The following is a 23,527-nucleotide window of genomic DNA, read 5'->3' on the forward strand; positions in this document are numbered from 1 at the left end:
GCCGGCCGGCAGCTCAATCGAGCACCGCCCCGTAGAAGTCGCGCGGATCCATCTGCTCGGGGAAGACCGAACAGCCGCCGTCGTTGATCTCGATGACCGTGTACCCACCGCGCTCGAGCCGGGCCACGTCCGCCGTGAAGAACGGGGAGCCGATGACCTGGCCGAGATAGGCGAACTGCGCCGGACGCTCGAGCGTCGAGTCCACGTCGTAGTACGGCGCGTGCGCCGCCAGCCGCCCCTCCCAGAACACGAGGCGGTGCTCGTCGGTCACGCGGCGCTGGCCGGGCGCCCAGCCGGGCAACGTCGCCAGGTCGAGGTATTTTCTCACGACGAACCCCCGCTCGAAGCGGTCCCCGCGGCGCTCCAGGATCTTCTCGCACACGTCGGCGAAATCGTCGTACGTGGCGCCCTCGGGCACGAAACACGCGCGATGCCAGAGCTCCTTGACCGATTTCACGTGGTCCTTGACCACCCACGGCGGCGGCCCGAGCTCCAGCGCCGCCTCCCACGCTTCCCGGATGTCTTCGCCCTCGGTCCACCGCGTGGGCGCCGTCTTGTCGCCGAGCAGCGGGAGGTAATTGGGCATGTACATCGCCTCGGCGAAGCTCTCCGGATCGACGACGAGCTCCTCGCCGCGGTCCTGCATGGCCTCGTACAGGCCCGTGTATTCTTCTTCGCTCAGCATCCATCCCCGGTAGAGCCACGTCCGGTGCCGGGGCCTCGGCAGGCGGCGTAAAGCGCGCTCCGGCTCGCCGTTCACGACGGGATCGAGCGGGATCGCGTAAGACTCGATGCCGAGCTCCTCGGCGGCCAGCACGTCGATCTCGAAGCGATCCTCGGCGAGCTGAGGGACATGGGGTCTTCCGAAGAGGATGGTGACGTCGCTCATGGAGTCCTCCTGGGTGCCGCCGCGCCCGGGTCCGGGTCGGCGCGGCGGACAAGGTGGATCCACGTTCGCGAAGAACCAGTCTTGCGAAGAACGATCGCCTGCGAGAGGATAGGCTCAACGGGGGCGAAAATCGGGTCTTTCAGCGCCTGTCGGGTTGAGCCCAGCGCGCCCGGACGATAGAGTCGGCGCGGACCTCGGCCCTGGGGATCTCCCCGGCGCGATCTGCGGAGTGGACGACGCATGAGCCTCAGCGAGCGCGAGCGGATGGCGCTGACGCAGCCCGCGTGCGGCGCGTCCGCCCCGACCGAGGCGGGAAGCGCGCCGCCGGCCGGCGCGGCGTCGGACGTCACGTTCAGGCTGCGCGAGACCCCGGGCGCCACGGCGCCCGAGCCGCCGCCCATCTCCGTCACGGCCCCCGAGCGCCTGTCCGCGGAGGAGCGCTACGAGGAGCTCGGCTGCATCGGGCGCGGGGGCATGGGCGAGGTGCGCCGCGTGCGCGATCGCATCCTGGGGCGCGTGCTCGCGATGAAGATCCAGTCGTCCGAGACGCGCGACGCGACGCCCGATCGCGCCCGCTTCCTCGCCGAGGCGCGCCTGACCGCGGCGCTCCAGCACCCGGGGATCGTGCCGGTGCACGAGTGCGGCGAGCTCGCCGACGGGCGGCTGTGGTTCACGATGAAGGAGGTGCGCGGGCGCACGCTCGGCGAGGTGATCGCCGAGGCGTACGCGGCCGGCGGCGGGAGCCTCTCGCCCGTCGCGCTGCGGCGGGCGGTCGACACGTTCCTCCGCGTCTGCGAGGCCGTGGCGTACGCGCACAGCCGCGGCGTGATGCACCGTGACCTCAAGCCCGCCAACGTGATGATCGGCGAGTTCGGCGAGGTCCTGGTGATGGACTGGGGCCTCGCGCGGCCCTCGGCGCCGCTGCGCGGGTCGCCCGGGGCCGCGGGCGCGGCGGACGTGATCGAGGCGGCCCCGCTCACGCAGCCCGGCGAGGTGCTGGGCACGCTGCTCTACATGGCCCCGGAGCAGGCGCGAGGGGAGGGCGATCGCCTCGGCGCGGCGAGCGACGTCTACGCGCTCGGCGTCGTGCTCTACGAGATCCTCGCCGGGCATCACCCTTACGGCGGCCAGCCCGCGGCGGTCTGGGGCGCGCTCCTCACCGGCCGGCTCACGCCGGTCGAGGCGAGCGCCCCCCACGAGGTGCCCGCGGAGCTCGCGGCGATCTGCGCCCGCGCGATGGCGCTCGCCCCGGAGGCTCGCACCCCGGACGCGGGCGCGCTCGCCGCCGACGTCCGGAGCTGGCTCGACGGCGCGCGGCGGCGCGAGCGCGCGCTCGCGATCGTGGACCATGCCCGCGCGATCCGGCCGGAGATCGAGGCGACGCGGGCGCGCGCCCGGGCGCTGCGCGACGAGGCGCGGGCGATCCTCGACGGCCTGAGCTCGTTCGATCCGGCCGAGCAGAAGGCGCGCGGGTGGCGGCTCGAGGACGAGGCCGAGCGCCTGGAGCGGGAGGCGTCGCTCGGCCAGGTCGAGTGGATGCAGGTCCTCCGCTCGGCGCTGAACGAGGCGCCGGATCTCCGCGAGGCGCACGAGGCGCTGGCCGACCACTACGCCGAGGAGCTCACCCAGGCCGAGGAGGCGCGGGATCCGCGGGGCGCGGCGCGCGCCGAGGCGCTCCTGCGGCAGCACGACCGCGGGCGCCACGCGGTGCTGCTCGCCGGCGACGGCGCGCTCACGCTGGCGACCGTGCCCGAGGGGGCGCAGGTCTCCCTCCACCGCTACGTCGAGCGCGACCGGAGGCTCGTGCCCGAGCTCGCGCGCGAGCTCGGCCCCACGCCGCTGCTCGAGGTGGCGCTCCCGCGCGGCAGCTACCTCCTCACGCTGCGCGCGCCGGGGTACCACGACGCGTCGTATCCCGTGCTCATCGAGCGCGGCCGGCGCTGGGACGGCGTCCGGCCAGGCGGGGAAGGGGCCCACCCGGTGCGCCTGCTTCGCCTCGGCGAGCTCGGCGAGGACGACCTCCACGTGCCGGCCGGCTGGTTCCTCGCCGGCGGCGATCCGGACGCGGGGGACAGCCTCCCGCGGACGCGGCTCTGGTGTGACGGCTTCATCGTCCGGAGGCACCCGGTCACCAACGCCGAGTACCTCGCCTTCCTCAACGCGCTCGTCGCGAGCGGGCGGGAAGCCGAGGCCCTCGAGTGCTGCCCGCGCCTCTCGCTCGGCCGCGCCGCCTCGGAATCGAGCCCGGACTCGCTCCGGTTCGAGCGGGCAGACGACGGCCGCTTCCGGCTCGGGTGCATCCAGACCGACGTCCAGGAGGAGCCGAGGATGCCCGTCGCGTTCGTCCACTGGCGCGCGGCGATGCGGTATGCGGCGTGGTACGCCGCCGGGACGGGCGCGCCGTGGCGCCTCCTGAACGAGCTCGAATGGGAGAAGGCGGCGCGGGGCGTCGACGGCCGGTGCATGCCCTGGGGTGACTTCCTGGAGCCGACCTGGGGTTGCATGCTGGGCAGCCACGAGGGCGTCGCCGGCCGGCGGCTCGTCGACGACTTCCCGCAGGACGAGAGCCCTTATGGCCTGCGCGGCGCGGCGGGCAACGTGCGCGACTGGTGCATCAACGCGTGGAAGCGCGAGGGGGCGCGGACCGAAGCGGGCCTCGTGCTGCTCGATCCGGCCGACGACGGCGACGCGGATTTCCGCGCGGCGCGGGGCGGCGCGTGGTCGACGTCGCCGAACCTCTGCCGGGCGGCGGGGCGCTTCGCGGGCAAGCCCGGGGATCGCTTCGGGGGGATCGGGTTCCGGCTGGCGCGCCCGGCGCCTGGGTGAGCGGCTCACGACGCTCGGCCGCCCGGCGCTGGAGGCCTGCCCGGGCGCGCCTTGGGCGGCGCCCCCGCGCGAGGCGTCAAGCGCGCTGGCCGCTCACGCGGGCCTCATCACGCCATGGTAGTAGTACCAGTCGCTCTGAGGGTCGATGTGGTGCGGATCGGTCGACGGCGTATCCCCCACGAACACCTGCGTGAAGTTCAGCTTGCTCGGGGTGTTCTGGAAGATGAGGCCGTTCTGGGGCCGATCCATCTTGTACCAGATCGCGTTGCGCAGCTCGCCGGCGCTGCCGAGCTCCACGAGGAGGCCGATCCGGCGCCCGATCGGCCCGTCCGGATCGACGGCCCAGTAGAGCGCGCTGGCCGGGGAGGTCGGCTGGTAGACGCCCTGAGTCCACTGCTGTCCCGACGCCTCCTGGCCCGTTGAGAGGACGCTGCCCCCGACGAGCCAGTCCCGGAACTCCTTGGGGTAGTCCGGCGTTCCCGGGCGGTTCGTGAACCCGAACGAGACCAGGGTGATCGCCCTCGACTTGAAGGGGGCGAGCCTCGACCAGTACTCGGTCTTCGCCGTGAATCCGCTGGGGGGCGTCAAGCCCGACACGGCCAGGTGGACGAGCGGGGTCCCGGTGCTCGTCTCGATGAAGCGGAGCTTCGAGTCGATGGGGATCTGCGCTCGGTTCGGGTCATCCGTCCCCTTGGGCAGGAGGTCTCCCCGCGTGATCCCCAGCTCGCCCGTGCTCAATCCAGTGCTCATGGCTTGATGAACTCCTCGTCTCGTGTGTGGAACTCGGAATGTTAGCCGGAGAAGGCGACAGCGTCGCTGGCCGCCGCCTGCTCGACCGCGTCCGGCGGGGCGAGCTCCTCTGTGGCCGACTCTCCAGCGGGCGCCACGGCGCAACCAGCGAGCAACGAGAAGGACAGCGAAGCGAACAGTGCACGCATCATGATAGAGCTCCCTTCGAGGTGTGCCTGCGCGCTCTCCTGCCGAGATAGCGGCGCTGCGCGCGGCGATTGGCCTTCAGCAGGCGTCGTGCCACCGCGAGGAAACGAGGATCCATGCAGGATCCGGGGAGCTCTCGCGTCGCGGCGCAGCAGGTCGGGTCACCCTCGCTCGACTTGAGCAGGACCTGCGCGAGCGGCGCTTGCGCGAGCGCCGCTCATCCTCAACCAGCCTTCCCGAGTCCGGGCCTTCTCTCGTCGTCCGATAGGGTGTTCACGCTGTAAATATTTGCTCGTACTTGACATGCGGGATCGGCGCTCGGCGGGTGAGCTCTGCATTGAAAGGGCGAGACGAGGTGTGATATGTGTCGCCCATGAAGGTTGGGGGAATTCATCTCATCACAGTTGCCGCGCTTCTCGCCTGTGGGTGCGCCTCCTCTTCGCCGCCCTCGCCCTCGACGCCGGAGCGCCTGGGGGGCGGTGCCCCGGTAGCGGCCGTCGCTCAGCCGGCGGCCCCGGCCGGCGACACCGCTGCGGCGGGCCCTGCCGGTCCCCGGAGCCGCCGCTATCCCTCGGAGGAGCTGCGGAGGGTGGCTCGCGTCGCATCCGCGCGTTGCAAGAAGGCGAATGCGTCCTCGGACTCGGCGTGTCTCCTCACCGAGGCCACACCATTCCTCAAATACCGGCCCGAGGATCCGGATTGCCGTTACGTGTCGGGGACCGCGCTGTCCGTCGCCGAGTGCTCCGATTTCGAGGAGGGCTGCCAGAGCGTGGACGCGAAGGATCTCGACCACCAGCTCGCGGCCCTGCAGAATGCCGGCAAGGACTGCAACCGCGAGCCGACCGACTCCGAGCGGGCAGAGCTGCTGAAGCTCCTCGGCACGAAGTGAGGCCCTTCGCCGCCGGCGCGCGGGCGAGTGGCGAGGGGCGTGCTGGATGGTGGGGAGCAAAGGCCGGACGCCTCCGCATTCATGCGGGGGGTGGATCGCTGCGTCTGGCATCATGCGGCTGGAGTGATTCCTCGAGGCGTGAGATCTCCGCGCGGCATGTGGCGGCTGCCGTGTTCCAGGCCTCGAGCGGCGCTGGCCGGCGGGTGAGATCGTCGAGCTCGTCGAGGGCTGCCCGCCAGAAGGAAAGCGCGTCGGCAGGGCGCCCGGCCGCCTCGGCAGTGATGGCATGCTGGGATAGCGACGCGGCCAGGTCATGCCGCCATTCCGGCCGTGCGGGGTCGAGAGCAAGCAGGCGTCGTCGCAAGGACAGACTCTCGTCATAGGCCGTCAGGGCTCGTTCGAGGTCGCCGCGAGAGCGATGCACGTCGCCGACGTTGTCAAAGATGACGGAGAGGTCCCGTAGCCATTCCGGCCGCGCGGAGTCGAGAGCAAGCAGGCGTCGTACGACGGACAGGCTCTCGTCATAGGCCGTCAGGGCTCGTTCGAGGTCGCCGCGAGAGCGATGCACATTGCCGATATTGTTGAGGCTGCTGGAGAGGTCCCGTAGCCATTCCGGCCGCGCGGAGTCGAGAGCAAGCAGGCGTCGTCGCAGGGACAGGCTCTCGTCATAGGCCGCCAGGGCTCGTTCGAGGTTGCCGCGAGAGCGATGCACGTGGCCGACGTTGTCAAGGCTGACGGAGAGGTCCCGCAGCCATTCCGGCCGCGCGGAGTCGAGAGCAAGCAGGCGTCGTACGACGGACAGGCTCTCGTCATAGGCCATTATGGCCCGTTCGAGGTCGCCGAGAGCGCTATGCACGTCGCCGACGTTATCAAGGCTGACGGCGACGTTCCGTAGCCATTCCGGTCGCGCGGGGTCGAGAGCAAGCAGGCGTCGTCGCAGGGAGAGGCTCTCGTCATAAGCCGTCAGGGCTCGTTCGAGGTCGCCGCGAGCGCGATACACGTCGCCGGCGTTATCAAGGCTGAGGGAGAGGTCATGCAGCCACTCCACGCGTCCAGGATGCTTCTCGGCTTGTCGCCGCTCCAGCAGCAAACTCTCCTCGGCCGCCCGCAAGGCCCTGTCGAGCGTGCCCCGGTCCATCTCATGCTGCACCTGCCGGCCGAGCCACACGATGAGCGACGAAAGCGCCGATTCGTCCTCGGGGGCTTCCGCGAGGCGCACGCGCGCTGCCGCGACCTCGGCCTCTATCTCGGCAGCGCTCCACGCCCGCTCCGGCGCGGGCTCGACGAGCCGCTCTCGTCGCTCCTCCGCCGGCTCCACGGCCTCCGGTTTGACACCCGGCGGCGCGTCCACCACGACCGCGAGGCTACGGATCGACCAGAAATCCGGCGCCCCGTGCGCGAAGGCCGCCTCCAGCCGTCCTGGTACCACCAGCACGAGCGGCCCCGCGAGGGCCTTGGCGATCCCGTTTCGCTGCTCGTTCAGCCGCTGGAAGAGCTGGCTCCACCCCTCGTCGTCCTGCGTCAGCGCGCGCGAGGCATCCACGACGAAGATCACGCCGGGCGCGCGCTCGTCCGGCGCCGGCGAGACGAGCCTTGCCAGCACCTGCTCGGCCAGGAGATCGAACGGGATCGGCCTGTCCAGCGCGGCGTGCGCGCTGTGCGGATCGATCCGAACCAGTCGCACTGGCTCCTCGCGCGCGGCCGCGACCTCCACGGCGAGGACGTCCAGGGCCGCGCTCGCCACGCGCGGCGTCTCGCAGACGAGCAGGTAAAAATGGAACCGCTCGGACAGCGCGAGCCCGTGCGCCAGCCGGAGGACGCCCTCGTCGCTCCGGAGCGTCTTTGTCAGGGGATCCACTCGCTCGGCCAACGCGCCTCAACCTCCTGACCGGCCTGACTTTTCCTGCTCTGCACGCAACTTCTCCTGTTCCGCCCGGAAGCGCGCGATCTCGTCGCGGAGCGCTGGCATCTCCCGTACGGCCGGGTGGAGATCAAACCACTCCGCATCGTTCAGGTATCGCAGGACCACATTGTTCTGCACCATCAGATCCACCGTGGCGCGGTGCGTGTCATCGTCGATGATCAGGCGCTTCTCGACGTGAACGCGCGCAAGCCACCGCAGCGCGCTCTCGGGCACCGTCCTGCGATACTGGTCCGCCGCGATCGAGAGGAGGCGCTTGAACAGCGGCTCATCCAGGGACGACTCGGCGACGAAGGTCTGGAGCAGCCGCACGATCTCCCGGGGATACCCGCCTGACCACGCGATGAGCCGCTCCACCCTGTCCTCGCCGCTCGTCGCACCGAAGAACTCCGTCACGTGATCGTCCGGCACACGCTGCCGGACGATCTCGCGCGCCGCCTCGAACCCCGCGGCGCGCTTGCCTGTCCGATCATGCAGCTTGAGCATGGGGAGGAAGTGGACCGGCTCGCTCAGGCGAAGGACCAGCGCCGGCGGGAGCGTGTAGATGACGTGCACAGGAAGCTGGAGGTACGGAGCTCCGCCCGTGAACACGCGCTCTGCGCTCGTCAGCACCTCTGTCCAGTTGGTGCTGATACCGCAGCTTCTCCAGCGAGTCGAAGATGACCACAACCCCGTTGTATTTAAATCACCTCGTCCGTCTTGTACAGGATCGCAACGAGGATGTCGGGGATGTCGATCGGATTGTAGATGTCGAGCACCAGCTCGGCGTCGATGAGCACCGGCAGGAGCTTCGCGCCGTCCTTGTCCTTCAGACGTGCGGCAAGATGCTTGAGCTCGGTCGATTTCCCTGACCCAGGAAGGCCGGTGAAGAACTCGCAGACGGGCTTTTCAGAGAGCTCGATCCGATTGGCGAGGGCGTCGCTCCAGTTCCTGCCACGCGCGTCCGGGCTCTTCGTGTCGATGTCGACGTAACGCGAGTCGTCGGGAGGCAGCGACTCGTCTGGATTGCAGAGATTGTAGTACTTCTTGCGAAGCTTTACGTTGACAACGCGGTCCGCCATGGCGTGTAGACCGTATCACACGCCGGCCACGGGCCCCTAGCCCGCGACGGAGACGCCTGGAATGCGGCAGACGGCTGGAATCACGTCGTACCAGGCCTCGCCGTCCAGCTGGTATCGGAGCAGCGCCCCGTCCGACAGCAGCCGCTCGAGGATGTCGCGCTCCTCTGGCCCGCTGGGCGCCAGCGCCTTCGTCCTGTGGATCCGGGACAGCAAGGGGATCGCGCTCTCCGGAACGAGCGACAGCTGCGCCTCGCCCACCTCCGCGAGGCTCCTGCGGAACTCGGCCTCGCGCAGCGGCTGCGCGGCGATGCAGTCCCGGAGCAGACGCACGAGATCGCGCGGACCGCCCGCGGAGGCGTGGACCATCTGCTCGATGCGCCCGGCCAGCGCATCCGCCCCGAAGACATCCACGAGGGCCTCCTCCGGCACGCGCCGCCGGACGATCTCCAGCATCGCGGCATATCCCTGCTCGTTTCGCCTGCCTTCGCGATCGGCGACAGCGATCATCGGGAGAAAGCGCACCGATCCGTCGAGCCTGAGCGCGAGGCCGGGCGGCATGGTGAGGACGACGTGCACGGGTAGCGTGGTCGCAGGAGCGCCCCGGACGAGCACACGCTCGGCGCTGTCCAGCACCTCACGCCGGTTCGTGCTCATCCCCCGCAATTTCTCCAGGCCGTCGAGGATCACGACGACGCCGCGCCGGCCGCCGCGGCGCGCCCGTTCGTTGAGGAGGATCAGCTCGTCTCTGACCTCGTCGACGAAGCTCGAGAGCTCGGGCTCGACGCGCGCGCGGAACCGGGCGCGCGCGTCCGGGCTGGCGCGAAGCCGCTCGGCAGGCCGCTCATCGGAGGCCCAACCGCCTTCGGGCGCTGCGGCCGCGAGCCACCTCTGCAGCCGCGGCAGCCGGTCTTTCGACGAAGCTCCGCTCGCCGCCGTCACCGCTTCCTCGGTCCGCTGAAGGACCGCGAGGAGCACCTCGGGCGTCTCGATCGGGCTCGAGAAATCGAGCACTTCGTGCGCGTCGATGTGGACGACGAGCAGGTTCGCATCCCGGTTGTCGCTCAGGCGCGCCGCAAGGCGGAAGAGCTCGGTGGTGACGCCGGCACCCGGCAACCCCGTGAAGAGCTCGCACACGGGACGGTCCGAGAGCTCGATGCCCTGCGCCAGCGCCGCCGCCCAGCGGATGCCTCGGGCGCCCCCGGCGGGCGCATCCACATCGACGCACCGAGGATCCGACGGAGCGAGCGCCTCCTCCGGGTTGCAGAGGTTGTAGAACTTCCTGCGCGTCGTTCGATCCATCCGGACGCCTCGTCAGCACACCGCTCGTACCATGGCTCAAGGGCTACGCCATCCGCCGCGTCAGCGCGTGGCCTTCCCCTTGCGCGGCCGCGGGATGCCGTACGCGCTCAGCCGGGCCACGAAGGTGCGGCGGGGCATGCCGAGGAGCGCCGCGGCCTGCGTCTGGTTCCCCGCGCACTGCTCCAGCGCGTCGACGATCCGCCGCCGCTCGATCGCGTCGAGCTCGCTCCGCAAGCCGCCCGCGACGTCAGCCAGGGGGGCCGCGGCGGCCTCGACGGGCGCCGCCGCGGGGCGCGCCTCGACGGGCGCCGCTGCGGGGCGCGCCTCGGAGGGCGTCAGCGCGGCGGCGGCGTCGAGCAGGAGGTGCTCCGGGAGCAGCGTGTCCCCGCCGGAGAGCACGACCGCGCGCTCGATGACGTTGCGTAGCTCGCGGATGTTGCCGGGCCAGCGGTGCGACTCCAGCGCGGCGAGCGTCTCGGGGGCGAACGCCGGCGCCGGGCGCCCGAGCGCGCCCGCGGTCCGATCGGCGAGCGCCCGAGCGAGCGGCGCGATCTCGGCGATCCGCGCCCGGAGCGGCGGGATCGTCAGCGCGATGCCGTTCAGCCGGAAGAACAGATCCTCCCGGAAAGCGCCCCGCTTCACCTCGGCGGCCAGATCGCGGTTCGTCGCCGAGATGAAGCGCACGTCGATGGACCGCGGGCTCAGCCCCCCGACCCGCATCACCTTCCGTTCCTCGAGCACGCGCAGGAGCTTCACCTGGATGCTGGGCGGCAGCTCGCCCACCTCGTCGAGCAGCACCGTGCCCTTCTCGGCCGTCTCCAGGAGCCCCGGCTTCGCCTGGACCGCGCTCGTGAACGCGCCCCGCTCGTGGCCGAACAGCTCGCTCTCGAGGAGCGACTCCGAGAGCGCCGCGCAGTTGAGCCGCACGAAGGGCCCCTGCGCGCGCGGCGAGCGCCGGTGGATGTGCTCGGCCAGCACCTCCTTGCCGGCGCCCGTCTCGCCGAGCAAGAGCACGGTGATCGGCGCGCCGGCCACGCGCTCGGCCAGTGCGTAGAGCCGCTCCATGGCCGGGTCGAGCACGATGGGCTGGCCCTGCCCCTGGCCCGGCGCCGCGCTCGCGGCGCCCTCGCGCGGCAGGATCACGATCAGCGTCGAGCCGAGGTTCACCGCGTCCCCGACCGAGAGCTCCATCGTCTTGCCCTGCTCGGGCTGGAGCTCGAGGAGCTTGGTCGTCGGCCCGGCGCTGCGCTCGCGGCGGAGGCGGGTCCCGTTCGCGCTGCCGAGGTCCTCGATCGCGATGGGCGGGCCGAGGTGGATGATCGCGTGCCGGCGCGAGACGGAGCTGTCGTCGATCGGGACGTCGTTCTCCGGCGACCGGCCGAGCGACACCCGGCCCTCGGCCGGCAGCGGGTGCCGCGTCACGCGGCCCCCGGCGAACACCGCGAGCTCCAGCGCGCCCTGCACATCGTTCCGGGTGGACTTCGCGGCGGCCACGTTTCTCTCCCTGTTCACTCCGCCTGGTTCTACCTCGTCGCGCCGCCCCCGTCTGCTCGCGTCTCGAGCCACGCGCGCGCGAGCGCCAGCGTGCGTACGTGCGCGTCGATGTCCTCCAGAAAACTCCGCCGGTAGGCGGGATCCGCGATCTTGTCGGCGCGGGCGAGCAGCTCGGCGCGCGCCTCGCGGAGGACCTCACGGGCCGCCTCGACCTCGCCGCTCTCGTGGAGCGCCTCGGCCAGCAGCGCGGGGACCACCTCCTGCCGGAGCACGAAGAGACACGCGGTCGACCGCTCCAGGGCGAACGCCTCGCGGGCCAGCGCGGCGGCCTCCGCCGCCCGCCCCTGCCGGAGCCGGATCTCGGCGAGCAGCGAGAGGCGCACGGACTGAAAGCAGGGCACCAGCCTGGCGGCATCCCCGACGGCGCGCACCTCCTCCTCCGCCCCGGCGAGATCCCCTCGCTCGAGGCGGCATTCCGAGAGGAGCAGGCGCGCCTGCGTCGTGTAAGAGAACCCGCTGGAGGCCGAGGCTCTGCGGAGCATCGTGCCGGCCTGCTCCTGCGCTTCCGTGACCCGCCGCTGCTCCAGCAGCCCCATGATCCGGAACGAGAGCGCCGTCAGCGCGACGTAGGCCGGCGCGTGCTCCACCGCGAGCAGCGCGTCGAAGGCCTGCTCGGCGAGCTCGAAAGCGCCGAGCCTCAGCTCGTTCTGGGCCGCATACAGCCGCACCATCATGACGTGGAAGCGATCGCCGAGGGCCTCGATGTGCTCCTTCGCGGTGCGGCACCGCTGGAGCGCTCCCCATGCATCTCGCTCGGCGTGGGCGCACCACCACGCCCGGACCATGTCGATCGCGGCCCAGGCGATGTGATCATCCCCCGCGATCGGCGGGACGTCCTGCTCGATCCTGTGCAGGTAGCGCCGTGCCAGGTCGGGCATCCCCTCCCAGAGCACGGCGTGGAAGGTGATGGGGGTCCAGGTGACCAGCACCCGCCGGGGATCGACGGGGAGATCCGCGGGGGGCGCGCGCTGGAGCAGGTCGCGGGCGGCCTGCCGGTCACCCGCGTAGACCGCGCCGAGGAGCGCGATCGCCAGGGCGTTCCCGTGGTGCTCGCTGCCTGGCGACGAGCTCTCCAGCGCAGCGAGCGCGTGCGCGCAGGACTGCGCCAGGTCGTCGAGGTGGAACAGCAGCTCCGACAGCAGGATATGGAGCTCGGCCAGCACCTCCCCCGCGGGCTCGCAGGCGATACCCCGCCGGGCGCGCGCGAGCACCGCCGGCACATCGGCCGCGAGCCGCGCCTTGACGGCCGCCTGCAGGTAGAACCCCGCCGCCCGCGCCGTCTCCCCGCCGCGCTCGAAATGCTCGGCCAGAACCATCGGATCCTGCTCGCCCGCCTGGAGCAGCCACTCCCCCGCGAGCCTGTGCCCGAGGCGCCTGTCGCGGTCCGTGAGCATGGCGTAGGCGCCCTCCCGCAGGAGCGCGTGGCGGAACGCGATCGTCTCCTGGCTCGCGAAGCACGGCGTCGGGCGGCGCTCGAGGATCTCGCGCTCGAAGAGCTCGGCCCAGGCCTCCTCCTTCCGCGCGCCGGGCGTCGGGGCGCCCGAGAGCGCCCGCACGCCCTCGGTCCAGCACACCTCGCCGAAGACGCTCGCGGCCCGGAGCAGCCGCCGCTCCTCCGATCCCAGCGTCGCGAGCCGCGCCTCCACCATCCCGAGCACGGTCTCCGGCAACGCGCCGGCCCGCCCCTCGGCGACCGCCCGGATCAGCTCCTCGAGGTAGAACGCGTTCCCGTCGGCCTGCGCCACGATGGCGGCGACGGTCTGCGCCTCGATCGCCTCGCCGAGCGCGCTCCGGACGAGGTGCTCGGCGGCCCGGGCGGGCAGCGGGCGCAGCTGGATCTCCGAGCGCCCCCGATCCATCCAGAGCCGGGGGAAGAGGTCGTGGACCTCGGGCCGCGCGAAGGCGACGACCACGAACGGCCGATCGCAGAGCTCACGCAGCGCCCGATCGAAGATCCGCACCGAAGGCGCGTCCCCCCAGTGCAGATCCTCCAGCACCACCAGCATGGGCTGCGCGTCCGTCACCGCGCGGGCGTGATCGATGTACGCCTGCTCGATGCGCTCCGCCATCAGCGCCGGGCTCTGCCGCGCCGCTCGCAGGAGCGGCCGGTCATCGTCCGGGAACGGCGCGCCGATCAGCTCTCCGAGGAACGCCGCCACCCGTGAGCGATCGGCCTCGGCGAGGAGGCGGCCCGCGGCTCGCTCGAGCTTCTCGCGGACCGCCGGGGCGGCCTCGCCCGCCGCGATCCCGAGCGCGTTGCGCAGCGCCCCGGCCAGCATCGCGAACGCCGAGCCCGCGCCGATGGAGTCGCCGCGGCCCACGCCGAGGTCCATGGCGGGGTAGCGCCGCTTCAGCAGCTCCTGGAGCTCGTGGCGCAGGCGCGACTTGCCCATCCCCGCCGCCGCAGTCACCAGCGCCACCGCGGCCTGCCGATCCTCGAAGCTCCCCTCGACGGTCTGGAGGAGGCCGCGCAGCTCGCGGTCGCGGCCCACGTAGGGGCTCGGCCTGCCGAGCAGCTTGCGCGCCGCCTCGCCGACCTCGCGCTCCGCCAGCAGCCAGAGCGCTCCCCCTTGCTCCAGCACGTCGAAGCGCATGTCGAGCAACGCCATCGTGATCGTGTCGATCTGGACGCCCTCGCGGCGCTCCTCGCGCCCGTCCGCGCGGCCGGCCCGCGAGGGCGCCTCGAACAGCGAGGCCGCCCGCTCCAGCACCTCGCCGAGCGGTATGCGCCCCGTGTCCTCGGCCCGGCCCGTCACCAGCACGACGTTCCACGCGCCCGTCGGCAGGGTCGCGTGGATCCGCAGCGCGCAGCGGGCCGCGAGCGAGGCCACGTCGGTCGCGCTGCCCGCGCCGGTCACCGTCGCCACCACCGTCCCGTCGCAGAGCTGCTCCACCCGCGCGCCCAGCGGGGCCGCGACGCACCGCACCTGCGCGAGCGCGTCGAGGGACACCGCGTTGAGCGGCACGGTCTCCTGCAAGGGGCTCGGCCGCTCGCGGACCGGCTGGATCGCCACGATCGAGATCAGCCGCTTCTCGTCCCCGGTGATCGGCGCGACGCTCCGATCCGCCGGGGTCGCGCCGCCGCTCGCGTCCCTGATCCCGTCGAGGAGCTGCGCCACTGCGGCGCCCTCGCCCGGCCGCGCGGCCGGCTCCTTGGCCAGCATCCGCGCCACCAGGTGATCGAGCTCCGCGGGCATCTCGGGCCGCAGCTCCCGCAGGCGCGGCGGCTCCTCCATCAGCAGCTTGGCGAGCAGCGCCATCACGTGCTGCCCGTGGAACGCCGGCAGCCCGGTCAGGCACTCGAACAGCACGCAGCCGAGCGAGAAGACGTCGGCGCGCGCGTCGAGCCGCGCGTCGTCCCCCCGCGCCTGCTCCGGCGCCATGTACCCGGGCGTGCCGAGCACGTTGCCCGTCTGCGTCAGCCGCGTCGCCGCCGCGTGCAGGCGCGCGATCCCGAAATCGAGCACCTTCACGCGCTCGATCGAGCCATCCACGAGGAACAGGTTGCTCGGCTTGACGTCGCGGTGGACGATCCCGCGCGCGTGCGCCGTCCCGAGCGCTCCGGCCGCGGCGCGCACGACGGCGAGCGCCTCCTCGAGGCGCAGCGCGCCGCGCAGAAGGCGCTCCGAGAGCGTCTCCCCCGCGAGCCACTCCATCACGAGGTACGGCTGGCCCGACGGCGCCGTCCCGTGGGTCACGTAGCGCACGATGTGCGGGTGATCGAGGCCCGAGAGCACGTGAGCCTCGTGGACGAAGCGCGCCGCCGAGTGCGCGTCGGCCTCGCGCAGCAGCTTGAGGGCCACGGTCGCGCCGCTCGACCGGTCGCGGGCCCGGTAGACCGTCCCCATCCCGCCGGCGCCGGCCAGCGCGTTCACCTCGAAGCGGCCGTCGATCACGCTGTCCGGGAGCATCGAGGAGGAGCTTGCCTCCTCGCTCGCCGCCGCCGCAAGGGCGGCGACCCGATCCACGTCGGGCCAGCGAGCCTCCGGTCCGGGGCGGCTCGATTGCGGGTGATGAGGCCGATATGGTACGTCTCGCGTGATGATGCCTGGGGGGTTGTTGCTCGTCCTCGCCGGCGCGTGCGCGCTCCTCGCGAGCGCGTGCTCCGGAGCGCCGCAGCCGGCCGCGGGCCCGCGGGCCGCGGGCGCCGCGAGCGCCGAGCCCGCTCGCCCCCGGGTACCCATGTATCCGGCGGACGAGCTGGACCGGATGGCGCGCATCGCCGCCGCGCGCTGCAAGAAGGCGAGCACGCCGTCGGACGCGGCGTGTCTGCTCACGAATGCCTCCACCTTCCTGAGGTACCCACCCGGGGATCCCGATTGCCGCTATGTCGCGGGGACCGCGCTCTCGGTCGCCGAGTGCTCCGAGTTCGAGGAAGGATGCCTGAGCGTGGATCCCCAGGATCTCGTCCGCCAGCTCGATGTCCTGCAGAGCGCCGGGAAGGACTGCCAGCGCGAGCCGACCGACGCCGAGCGCGCCGAGGTGCTGCGGCGCGCCGGCGCGACCTTTCCAGGTACGAATCACGCACCTTGACCGGGTGAATTCCAGCGGATGGCGGGGCTGATCCTGGTGGAAGCGAAAACTCGCCAGTCGCGAAAGTTGCGACTGGAGAGGATTGCGGTGGGCTAGGAAATTTCCGCGCCGCCCGCCGCGGCGTCCACCGTGGTGTCGAGCGCGATCGCCTCGGTGCGGTCGACGTCGGCCGCGACGCGGGCGAGCTTCGCGCGGATGCCGCTCACCGCGTCGGCGCCGAGCGGCAGGCGGAGCGGCATCGGGTCGAGCCCGATCGCATCGACGATCGCGCGCGCCGCCTTCGCTGGATCGCCCGGCTGCGATCCGTCGGACCCGGCCGCGTACGCGCGCGTCGCGCCGACGGTGGGCGCGTAGGCGTCGAGCGCCGGCATCGACCGGAAGGCGCCCCCGAAGAGGCGCGTGCGGAACGCCCCCGGCTCGACGATGAGGACGCGGACGCCGAGCGGCGCGAGCTCGGCGGCCATGCACTCCGAGAGCCCCTCGAGCGCGTGCTTCGCGGCGCAGTAGGCGCCGAAGCCGGGCCCCGTCGTCAGGCCGCCCATGCTCGTGATCTGGACGATCGCGCCGCTCTCGCGGCCGCGCATGTGCGGCAGCACCTCGCGGGTGAGCGCCACGGCGCCGAAGAACATCGCCTCCATCGCGGCGCGGAGCTCCTCGTCGCTGGTCTCCTCGACCGCGCCGACAAGGCTGTAGCCCGCGTTGTTCACGAGCACGTCGATCCGGCCAAAGCGCGCGAGCGCAGCCGCGACGCCCCGGCGGATGTCGTCCGGCCTCGTGACGTCCAGCTTCACGACCTCGACGCGCCCCGGCGCCTCCGCCGCGAGGCCCGCGAGCGCGCCCTCGCCGCGCGCCGCCGCCACCACCGAGTCGCCACGCCGGAGCGCCTCCTCGGCGATCGCGCGGCCGAAGCCCGAGGACGCGCCGGTGATGAACCAGATCCTGGATCCGTTGTTTGCAGTGCTCATGGGTCTCTCTCCTCTGCCTTCGACGGGGAGCCTACGCCGCGGCGCTGCGCCGAAAAACGGGGTGAATCTGCACGGGATGTTAAGCTGCGCTTCATGATCCAGGACGACCTGGCGGGCCTGTCGGTGCTCCTCGTCGTGGCCGAGAAGCGGAGCTTCACCCGGGCGGCGGCGGAGCTGCGCGTGACGCCCTCGGCGGTGAGCCAGACGATCACCGGGCTCGAGCGGCGGCTCGGCGTGCGGCTCCTCCAGCGCACGACGCGCAGCGTGGGCCTGACCGAGGCCGGCGCCCGCTTCCTCGAGCGGCTCCGGCCCGCGCTCGCGGAGGTCCGTGCCTCGTTCGAGGCGCTCGACGAGCTGCGCGACAGGCCCGCCGGGACGCTGCGGCTGAACGTCCCGAAGATCGCGTGCCGGCAGGTGATCGAGCCCGTGCTCGCGGCGTTCGTCGTGGCCTACCCGGAGATCCGCATCGACGTGGCGATCGAGGACGGGCTGGCGGACATCGTCGCGCGAGGGTTCGACGCGGGCATCCGCCTCGGCGAGACGCTCGACAGCGAGATGATCGCGGTCCGTATCAGCGAGGACCAGCGCATCGCCGTCGTGGGGTCGCCGGCGTATCTTTCAGCGCGCGGCAAGCCAAGGCACCCGCGCGACCTGCACGCGCACGCGTGCATCAACTACCGGCAGATCACGAGCCAGAGCGTCTACAGGTGGGAGTTCACCGAGAACGGGAAGGACTTCGACATCGCGGTGAGCGGGCCTCTCGTGTGCAACGATCCCGATCTCATGGTCCGCGCCGCGGTCGACGGCATCGGGCTCGCCTACGTCCTCGAGGCGACGGTGCGGGACGAGCTCCGCGGCAAGCGCCTCGCGCGCGTCCTCGAGGGCTTCTGTCCGCCCTTCCCAGGGTACTTCCTTTATTATCCGAGCCGGGCGCACGTGCCGCCCAAGCTCTCGGCGTTCATCGACTTCCTGCGCAGGCGCGGGAGCCGCGGGCGGCGCGGCGGCTGAGGGATGTCACCGAGAGTGATGGGGCGGACAGGCGCTGTCGTTCCGGCTGGCTACTCGGCCGCGTGATAGCAGACGTCGAGCCTCGGCCTGCGCGCGGCGTCGGGATACTCGCTCGCGCGGAAGTCGGTCCTGTTGTTCGCGTCGACAAGCGCGACACCGTGGTTCGGCTGCGCGCCATCGACCCAGCCCTGCACGAGGGACGTCAGATCGGCGGTGACGAACGCGTCGGTCTGCGCCAGCGTGGTGAGGGAGGCCTCGACGGCAGGGCTGGTTCCGCTGAACCCGCCCCCATGGAGCGTCGATTCCTCCCAGGCGCCGTTCACGCGGTGCACGGTCACGACGCTGCCCGCGGGCTTCCAGGCATAAGACAGCGATAGCGTCGCCGAGGTCACGCTGGAGCCCTCCGGGATGAACGACAGATCGTAGGCGAGGACGGCCGTCGCCGGCTGGACCGCGCTCGCGCTGGTGATGAGGTAGGGATAGGCGCCGTACGCCCAGCCCGTCGTGGGACCCTCGACGAAGGAGTCCTGCACGGCGCCGAACGCGCCGCGACGAACGCTGATGCACTCGAGGTCGCATGCGTTGCCGAGGCCGTCGCCGTCCGAGTCGCCTTGAGCGGCGTTGGGCTCGGCAGGGCAGTTGTCGCGCGCGTCGGGCACGCCGTCGCCATCCAGGTCCGGCGCGGGCGCGACGCGGAAGCGCGCGACGCCGGGGTCGTGGTCGCTGGCCTGGTCGGCGAACTCCGCATTGACATGGACGACGTCGAAGCCAATGAGCTTCGGCCCGGCCAGGTTGGCGCTGACCAGCACGTGGTCGAGCGACTGGCCATTGCCGTCGAACACGTACGTGTAGCGCTCCTCCGGCGGGAGCGTCTCGATGAGCGTCGTCAGCCCGGCGTCCTTGAGGATGCCGAGCGGCGCCGAGAACTGGAAGTCGTTCAGGTCGCCGAGGACCACGACGTTGGCGGAAGGATCGCTGTCGAGGATCTGCCGCACGAAGCCGGCCACCACGGTGGCCTGCTGCCGCCGCTGGACCTCGCTCGAGAGGGTCGGGGGCTGGAAGCGCCCGTAGAGCGGCTCGTCGCCGCCCTTGGAGTTCCAGTGGTTGGCCACCACGAACAGCGGCTGTCCGTTCCAGCGGAACTCGCCTGCCAGCGGCTTGCGGCTGCTGGCGAAGGCCGGATTGCCCGGGTCGATGCGGCCGGGGCTGTAGCGCAGCGACACGCCGCCCGCGCCGCCGAGCACCTCGTTCGGCGTCAGGGCGCCGGCGCCCGGGCGATCGACGAACTCGAGCCCGCGGTCGGTCCGGAACAGGAAGCCCACGCGGATGTTGCCGCCGGGCTCCCCGCCGTCCGTGCCGTCGGTCGGATCGATGCTGCGGAATTGATAGGTGCTGGGCCCGCCCGGCACGGCCGCGATCGCGGCGATGAGCCGCGCGAACGTGGTCGAGGCGTCCACCACTCCATTGTTGGTCGGTCCGCTGTTGTCCTGGACCTCTTCGAGCGCGACGAGGTCGGGGCTGCCGAGGTTGTCGACGAGGATCCGCGCGAGGCGATCGAACTTGTCCTGCGGATCGCCCGGATCGAGGTTCTCGACGTTGAACGCGGCCACGTCGAGGTCGTCGGCGGTCCGCGGTCCGAGCGACGTGACCTCGCGCGAGAGCGTCGAGGTCGCCGCGGGGAGCGCCTCGTCGACCGGCAGGAGCTTGTAGTTGGCGAAGTTGTAGTCGACCGTGCCGACAATGGGCCCGGCGAACGTGGCGCCCACGTCCAGCGCGGGCGGCGAGGCGCGCAGGGGGATCTGGAGCAGGATCCGCTCCGGGTTGAAGTCGCCGGGGCTGACGACGATTGCCCCGCGCGCGCTGCGCAGGCCGGCCGCGTCGCCCGTGGCCGCGTCGCGGTCGCCCGGGACCAGCGCGATCTCCGCGGTCCCGGAGCTCGAGAACTCGCGGGTGGGGCCCACGACGGCCGGGGCGTTGATGCTCACCCGCATGCCCTCGAGGCTCTCCCAGAAATCGATGCCGTCGGACTCGGGGTCGAAGCCGCTCGCGGCCTCGACGCTGCCGCTGGCATCGTCCTCGATGATCTGCGCCGGGGGGCGGCGCGCGCCGGGCGCGAAGCCGATCGAGACCGGGGCCGGCAGCGCATGGCCGCTCGAGAGGACGGTGATCTGCGGGCGGGCGAGCTCGGTGACCGTCAGGTTGTGGTACGCGCTGCCGCGGGAGGGCGTGCACGGGTCCGCGCAGCCGGCGCGGTACTCCGTGACCTCGCCGGTGAGCTCGACGAGGTCGCCGACCCTCACCGACGGCGCGGCGCCGGTGAAGACGAGCAGCCCCTCGGAGGTGGCCGGATCGGCGTCCGGCGCCGGCGACTCCACGGTGAAGCCGTTGCTGCGCAGGGTCGCCACGAGGCCCGTCGTCTTCACGACCGCGCCCGAGCGCGGCGAGAGGTGCGCGCGCCCCTGGATGTCGTGGATCGCGAGCGCCTGCGCCGCCTGCGCCGTGGTGAACGAGACCGACACGTCGGCGGGCAAGGGGTCGATCGTCCCGTTGCTCCCCGGGTCCTGCTCCTGCACGCCGCTCGCCCGCACGACGAGGAGGCACGCGGCGCCCGGGGGGAGCGGCTCGGCCGGCGTGAGCGTGAAGGCGAGGGGGCCGCCGCTGGCCACGAACGGGCGCGCGCTGCCCCCGCAGGAGAGCTCGAAGGCCTCCGCGACGGTCACCGCCTCGCTGAACGTCACGCTCAGGCTCGCGGCCGGATCGGCGCCCGTCGCGCCGTCGCCGGGCGCGGTCGAGGTCACCGCCGGCGGGGTGTCGCCGCCGCATTCGAGCGCGGCGGTCGAGGTGTTGCGGGGGGTCGGCGTCCCGGTCGAGAGGTCGTCGACGTTGCTGCCCGTGTCCTGGCAGCCGGCGCCCTGCCGGAGCGACGCCGTCGCGTTGGCGGTCGCCGGCGCCGGCGCGGAGCCCTCGAAGTAGCTCGCCCCGCCGAAGCCGAGCAGATCCTCGATCAGCGCCTCCTGGGCCGCCGAGCAGGGCGCGGTGCCGCCGTTGCAGCCGAGGCCCGTGGCCTGCCGGACGAGGGCGACCTTGCCGGCCGAGCCGCTCATGTTGATGGGGGTCGCATCGACGAGGTCGGCGGCGGGGAGCGGCGCGCCGCTGCCCGAGCCGCCGGCCTCCTGCACGAGGAAGTACTGTCCGGGCTGCAGGGTGATCGCGGGCAGCTCCGTGAGCTGGGTCGTCGTGGCCCCGAGGGCGCCCGTGCCGCTGGCGCTCGCGTACTGGATGGACCACCCCGCGAGCGACACCGGGCTGTTCGACCGATTGAACAGCTCGACGAAATCGTGGGTGTAGACGGCCCCAGCGTTGCCCCCGCCGCCGTACACCTGGCTGATGACCACGCGCCCGCTCGGGAGGGTGGCGGCGAGCTCGGCGGTCCCGAGCTCACCCGGCTCGGGCGAGCCGCCGCAGCCGCAGGCGGTCGCGAGCGTCATGGCCGCCGTCCATCGAACGCGGTCACGCCGAAGAAGAGAATACCCCGCGCGCGAGAGGGCGCGCGGGAACAAGGGTAACTTTAGCACGATGACACCTGTTGGCCTTCGAAGACGATTGCAAGGAATGGCCGAAGCAGACAGCAGCGGCCACTTTCACGCTACGCTGGAACGCGCGTTGTGAATGTCACGTCTCCATGAAATCGCAACTGGCCAGTCCGGCCGACCCCCGGAGCCCGGGATGCTGCGCGAGGAGATGTTTCGATTCGAGGATAAGTTTGTCGGGGAGTCGCAACAGGGACGACACGTCCTCGTGCGGTTCGCCGTCGCGTTCGCCGAGGTTGGCGTGACCCGACCCCGGTCGGGGGTGGCGGGGTGGTGACCGGCCCGCCGCTGGGCGGGACCCAGGACGCGATCGAGGCCCGGGTGGCGGGGGCAGGGTCGACCCGACCGAGGTGCCTCCTGTGTCCTCATGTCGTGTGGAGTGCTCGCTGGGCTGACCCCTGCCCCCTGTAGGGCGTATTTGTGGCGCTCCTGCCCGCTTCCTCGTATTCGCCCTCCTTGCCTCGAGGGTGTGATACGTCCTGAACTGAACCAGGAGTGTCCTCGATGCGCATCGCAATCATCTCGACCTATACGCACCCGAGCCGACTGCTCCGCAAGGAGCGCTCGATCATGCAATCGTCCGTGCCCGAGCTGCTCGCGGCCCTGTGCCCACCCGACGCCGAGATCGAGCTCTACAACGAGAAGGAAACGGACATCCCGCTCGACCGCCACTGGGACCTTGTGTTCTTCTCGTACCTGCACGCCTATTACGAGCACACCAAGGTCCTCTCCACGCTGTTCCGGCGGCAAGGCATGACCACGGTGGCCGGCGGGAGGCACGCGAGCCATTTCCGCGCGGACGCGCTGCAGTACTTCGACGCCGTGGTCGCGGAGGACCCGGAGGCCAACCTCCCTGCCCTGATCGCCGACTTCCAGCGGGGCGAGCTCCAGCCCGTCTATGCGCTCCCGCCGGTGCCCCCGGAGCAGATCCCCACCTACCGCTATGACCTTGTCGATTACCGGAACAACCTCGTCCGACTGCCCGGTATCGAGGCGTCGCGCGGGTGCCCCTTCTCCTGCAACTTCTGCGTGCTGACCGGGCACGAACAGTATCGCTATCGCCCCATCGATCACGTGATCCGGGACATCCGCGATCGGATGATCTTCAACCAGCGCATCCCGGGGGTGACCAACAATGTATTCAGCTTCCTCGACAACAACCTGGGGGGCTCGCCTCGCTACCTGCGCGAGCTCTGCGAGGCGCTGATGCCCCTCAAGAAGATCTGGGGCTGCGCGCTCACGTTCAACGTGCTGCGCGATCCGGAGCTCGTCCGCCTCATGGGGCGGGCAGGGTGCCGCTACGTCTACACAGGGCTCGAGTCGCTGAACCCCGAGTCGATCAGCTCCATGAACAAGGGCCAGAACAAGCTGAGCGAGGTGCGGGAGGTCATCCAGCGGGCCTTCGCGAGCGGGATCGTCCTCTCCTTCGGGCTCCTCGTGGGCGCGGACGGGGACACCAACGACTACCTCGAGCGGGTGCCCGAGTACCTGCATGATCTCGGCGATCACTGCCCCACCTTCCTCGGCATCGTCTGCCCGTACCCGGAGACGCCCTTCTTCGCGCAGGTGGCGGCCGAGGGCCGGCTCCTCCCCGGGGTGATCAGCCGGGACCTCGATGGATACACCCTCTGCCACCGCCCGCCCCGGCTGCACCCCTCGGAGGTGATCGACCATTTCCAGCGCCTGAGCCGCGCGCTGGGGAGCCTCCACAACGTGGGCCGCCACGTGTGGAATCGGCTGATGACGAGCGATCTGCCCCGTTACAAGGCGTGCGTCGTCATGTCGGCGCCCGAGGTGATGAGCCTGCGCGCGCCGCTCGCCAACCGATCACGCAGCTACATCGCCGGGCGCGATCCGATCGAGGCGTGGGACGCGGAGAAGATGCGGGAGCTCGGCCTCGAGCCGCAGCGCATCGACGCCTCGTCGTGCCGCGCCGATCCGCGCGGCCTCGCGCGGATCCGGCCCCGCCGCGCGGGCCGCTCCAGCGCGGCCGCGTGAGGCCATGGGGGATCTGCCATGAAGGGCAGCACACACCTCGTCGCGATCGCCTACTTCG

The 23,527-nt window shown here is 71.7% G+C and carries 16 protein-coding genes; 5 read left to right on the plus strand and 11 right to left on the minus strand.

What is annotated here, in order from left to right; genetic code table 11:
• Positions 1–13: 13 nt before the first annotated feature.
• Complete coding sequence (locus WMF45_RS03790; protein ID WP_437715599.1) at positions 14–889, minus strand: ATP-grasp domain-containing protein; 876 nt, start codon at positions 887–889, stop codon at positions 14–16.
• Positions 890–1,129: 240 nt separating this feature from the next.
• Here WMF45_RS03790 and WMF45_RS03795 point away from each other — a divergent pair, with 240 nt between their 5' ends.
• Complete coding sequence (locus WMF45_RS03795; protein ID WP_437715600.1) at positions 1,130–3,715, plus strand: protein kinase domain-containing protein; 2,586 nt, start codon at positions 1,130–1,132, stop codon at positions 3,713–3,715.
• Between the two features lie 93 nt (positions 3,716–3,808).
• Here WMF45_RS03795 and WMF45_RS03800 read toward each other — a convergent pair whose 3' ends face one another.
• Both WMF45_RS03800 and WMF45_RS03805 read right to left on the minus strand, forming a co-directional pair.
• Positions 3,809–4,465 carry a hypothetical protein gene (locus WMF45_RS03800; RefSeq protein ID WP_437715601.1) on the minus strand — a complete coding sequence of 219 codons (657 nt, stop codon included), beginning with the start codon at positions 4,463–4,465 and terminating at the stop codon, positions 3,809–3,811.
• A gap of 41 nt (positions 4,466–4,506) precedes the next feature.
• On the minus strand, positions 4,507–4,656 hold the full coding sequence (locus WMF45_RS03805) for a hypothetical protein (protein ID WP_437715602.1): 150 nt from the start codon (positions 4,654–4,656) through the stop codon (positions 4,507–4,509).
• A 584-nt stretch (positions 4,657–5,240) separates the two neighbouring features.
• Here WMF45_RS03805 and WMF45_RS03810 point away from each other — a divergent pair.
• Positions 5,241–5,540 carry a hypothetical protein gene (locus WMF45_RS03810; protein WP_437715603.1) on the plus strand — a complete coding sequence of 100 codons (300 nt, stop codon included), beginning with the start codon at positions 5,241–5,243 and terminating at the stop codon, positions 5,538–5,540.
• 79 nt (positions 5,541–5,619) lie between these two features.
• On the opposite strand, the gene WMF45_RS03815 is transcribed toward WMF45_RS03810, so the two are convergent.
• The 6 genes from WMF45_RS03815 to WMF45_RS03840 form a co-directional block, all read right to left on the minus strand.
• A complete protein-coding gene (locus WMF45_RS03815; protein ID WP_437715604.1) occupies positions 5,620–7,410 on the minus strand; it encodes a tetratricopeptide repeat protein in 1,791 nt (596 codons plus the stop codon).
• 6 nt (positions 7,411–7,416) lie between these two features.
• Positions 7,417–8,073, minus strand: coding sequence for a hypothetical protein (locus tag WMF45_RS03820; RefSeq protein ID WP_437715605.1), 657 nt, complete (start codon positions 8,071–8,073; stop codon positions 7,417–7,419).
• A gap of 68 nt (positions 8,074–8,141) precedes the next feature.
• The gene (locus tag WMF45_RS03825; protein WP_437715606.1) at positions 8,142–8,522 is read right to left on the minus strand and encodes a hypothetical protein; all 381 of its coding nucleotides are present in this window, start codon (positions 8,520–8,522) and stop codon (positions 8,142–8,144) included.
• Between the two features lie 36 nt (positions 8,523–8,558).
• Positions 8,559–9,821 (minus strand): hypothetical protein, encoded by a 1,263-nt coding sequence (locus WMF45_RS03830; RefSeq protein WP_437715607.1) that lies wholly within the window; start codon positions 9,819–9,821, stop codon positions 8,559–8,561.
• Positions 9,822–9,881: 60 nt separating this feature from the next.
• Positions 9,882–11,315: a sigma 54-interacting transcriptional regulator gene (locus tag WMF45_RS03835; RefSeq protein ID WP_437715608.1), complete on the minus strand. Its 1,434-nt coding sequence runs from the start codon at positions 11,313–11,315 to the stop codon at positions 9,882–9,884.
• A 29-nt stretch (positions 11,316–11,344) separates the two neighbouring features.
• Positions 11,345–15,343, minus strand: a complete 3,999-nt coding sequence (locus WMF45_RS03840; protein WP_437715609.1) for a protein kinase domain-containing protein — start codon at positions 15,341–15,343, stop codon at positions 11,345–11,347.
• A gap of 73 nt (positions 15,344–15,416) precedes the next feature.
• Between WMF45_RS03840 and WMF45_RS03845 the strand changes: the two genes are divergently transcribed.
• The gene (locus WMF45_RS03845) at positions 15,417–15,908 is read left to right on the plus strand and encodes a hypothetical protein (protein WP_437715610.1); all 492 of its coding nucleotides are present in this window, start codon (positions 15,417–15,419) and stop codon (positions 15,906–15,908) included.
• A gap of 92 nt (positions 15,909–16,000) precedes the next feature.
• Here WMF45_RS03845 and WMF45_RS03850 read toward each other — a convergent pair whose 3' ends face one another.
• The gene (locus WMF45_RS03850) at positions 16,001–16,873 is read right to left on the minus strand and encodes an SDR family NAD(P)-dependent oxidoreductase (RefSeq protein WP_437715611.1); all 873 of its coding nucleotides are present in this window, start codon (positions 16,871–16,873) and stop codon (positions 16,001–16,003) included.
• Between the two features lie 93 nt (positions 16,874–16,966).
• Between WMF45_RS03850 and WMF45_RS03855 the strand changes: the two genes are divergently transcribed.
• Entirely contained in the window at positions 16,967–17,881 is a 915-nt protein-coding gene (locus WMF45_RS03855) for a LysR family transcriptional regulator (RefSeq protein ID WP_437715612.1), read from the plus strand.
• A 50-nt stretch (positions 17,882–17,931) separates the two neighbouring features.
• Here WMF45_RS03855 and WMF45_RS03860 read toward each other — a convergent pair whose 3' ends face one another.
• Complete coding sequence (locus WMF45_RS03860; RefSeq protein WP_437715613.1) at positions 17,932–21,369, minus strand: DNRLRE domain-containing protein; 3,438 nt, start codon at positions 21,367–21,369, stop codon at positions 17,932–17,934.
• Between the two features lie 606 nt (positions 21,370–21,975).
• Between WMF45_RS03860 and WMF45_RS03865 the strand changes: the two genes are divergently transcribed.
• Positions 21,976–23,469, plus strand: coding sequence for a B12-binding domain-containing radical SAM protein (locus WMF45_RS03865; protein ID WP_437715614.1), 1,494 nt, complete (start codon positions 21,976–21,978; stop codon positions 23,467–23,469).
• The last annotated feature ends 58 nt before the right edge of the window (positions 23,470–23,527 follow it).

It is taken from the genome of Sorangium sp. So ce448, from assembly GCF_051520915.1.
GTDB classification, from domain to species: domain Bacteria; phylum Myxococcota_A; class Polyangia; order Polyangiales; family Polyangiaceae; genus Sorangium; species Sorangium cellulosum_B.

Bases quoted from the DNA above. Each gene is read 5' to 3' on its own strand.
- WMF45_RS03865 (WP_437715614.1), top strand. From the start codon at position 21,976: ATGCGCATCGCAATCATCTCGACCTATACGCACCCGAGCCGACTGCTC.
- WMF45_RS03855 (WP_437715612.1), top strand. From the start codon at position 16,967: ATGATCCAGGACGACCTGGCGGGCCTGTCGGTGCTCCTCGTCGTGGCC.
- WMF45_RS03790 (WP_437715599.1), bottom strand. From the start codon at position 889: ATGAGCGACGTCACCATCCTCTTCGGAAGACCCCATGTCCCTCAGCTC.
- WMF45_RS03850 (WP_437715611.1), bottom strand. From the start codon at position 16,873: ATGAGCACTGCAAACAACGGATCCAGGATCTGGTTCATCACCGGCGCG.
- WMF45_RS03830 (WP_437715607.1), bottom strand. From the start codon at position 9,821: ATGGATCGAACGACGCGCAGGAAGTTCTACAACCTCTGCAACCCGGAG.
- WMF45_RS03795 (WP_437715600.1), top strand. From the start codon at position 1,130: ATGAGCCTCAGCGAGCGCGAGCGGATGGCGCTGACGCAGCCCGCGTGC.
- WMF45_RS03860 (WP_437715613.1), bottom strand. From the start codon at position 21,369: ATGACGCTCGCGACCGCCTGCGGCTGCGGCGGCTCGCCCGAGCCGGGT.
- WMF45_RS03845 (WP_437715610.1), top strand. From the start codon at position 15,417: ATGATGCCTGGGGGGTTGTTGCTCGTCCTCGCCGGCGCGTGCGCGCTC.
- WMF45_RS03825 (WP_437715606.1), bottom strand. From the start codon at position 8,522: ATGGCGGACCGCGTTGTCAACGTAAAGCTTCGCAAGAAGTACTACAAT.
- WMF45_RS03805 (WP_437715602.1), bottom strand. From the start codon at position 4,656: ATGATGCGTGCACTGTTCGCTTCGCTGTCCTTCTCGTTGCTCGCTGGT.
- WMF45_RS03800 (WP_437715601.1), bottom strand. From the start codon at position 4,465: ATGAGCACTGGATTGAGCACGGGCGAGCTGGGGATCACGCGGGGAGAC.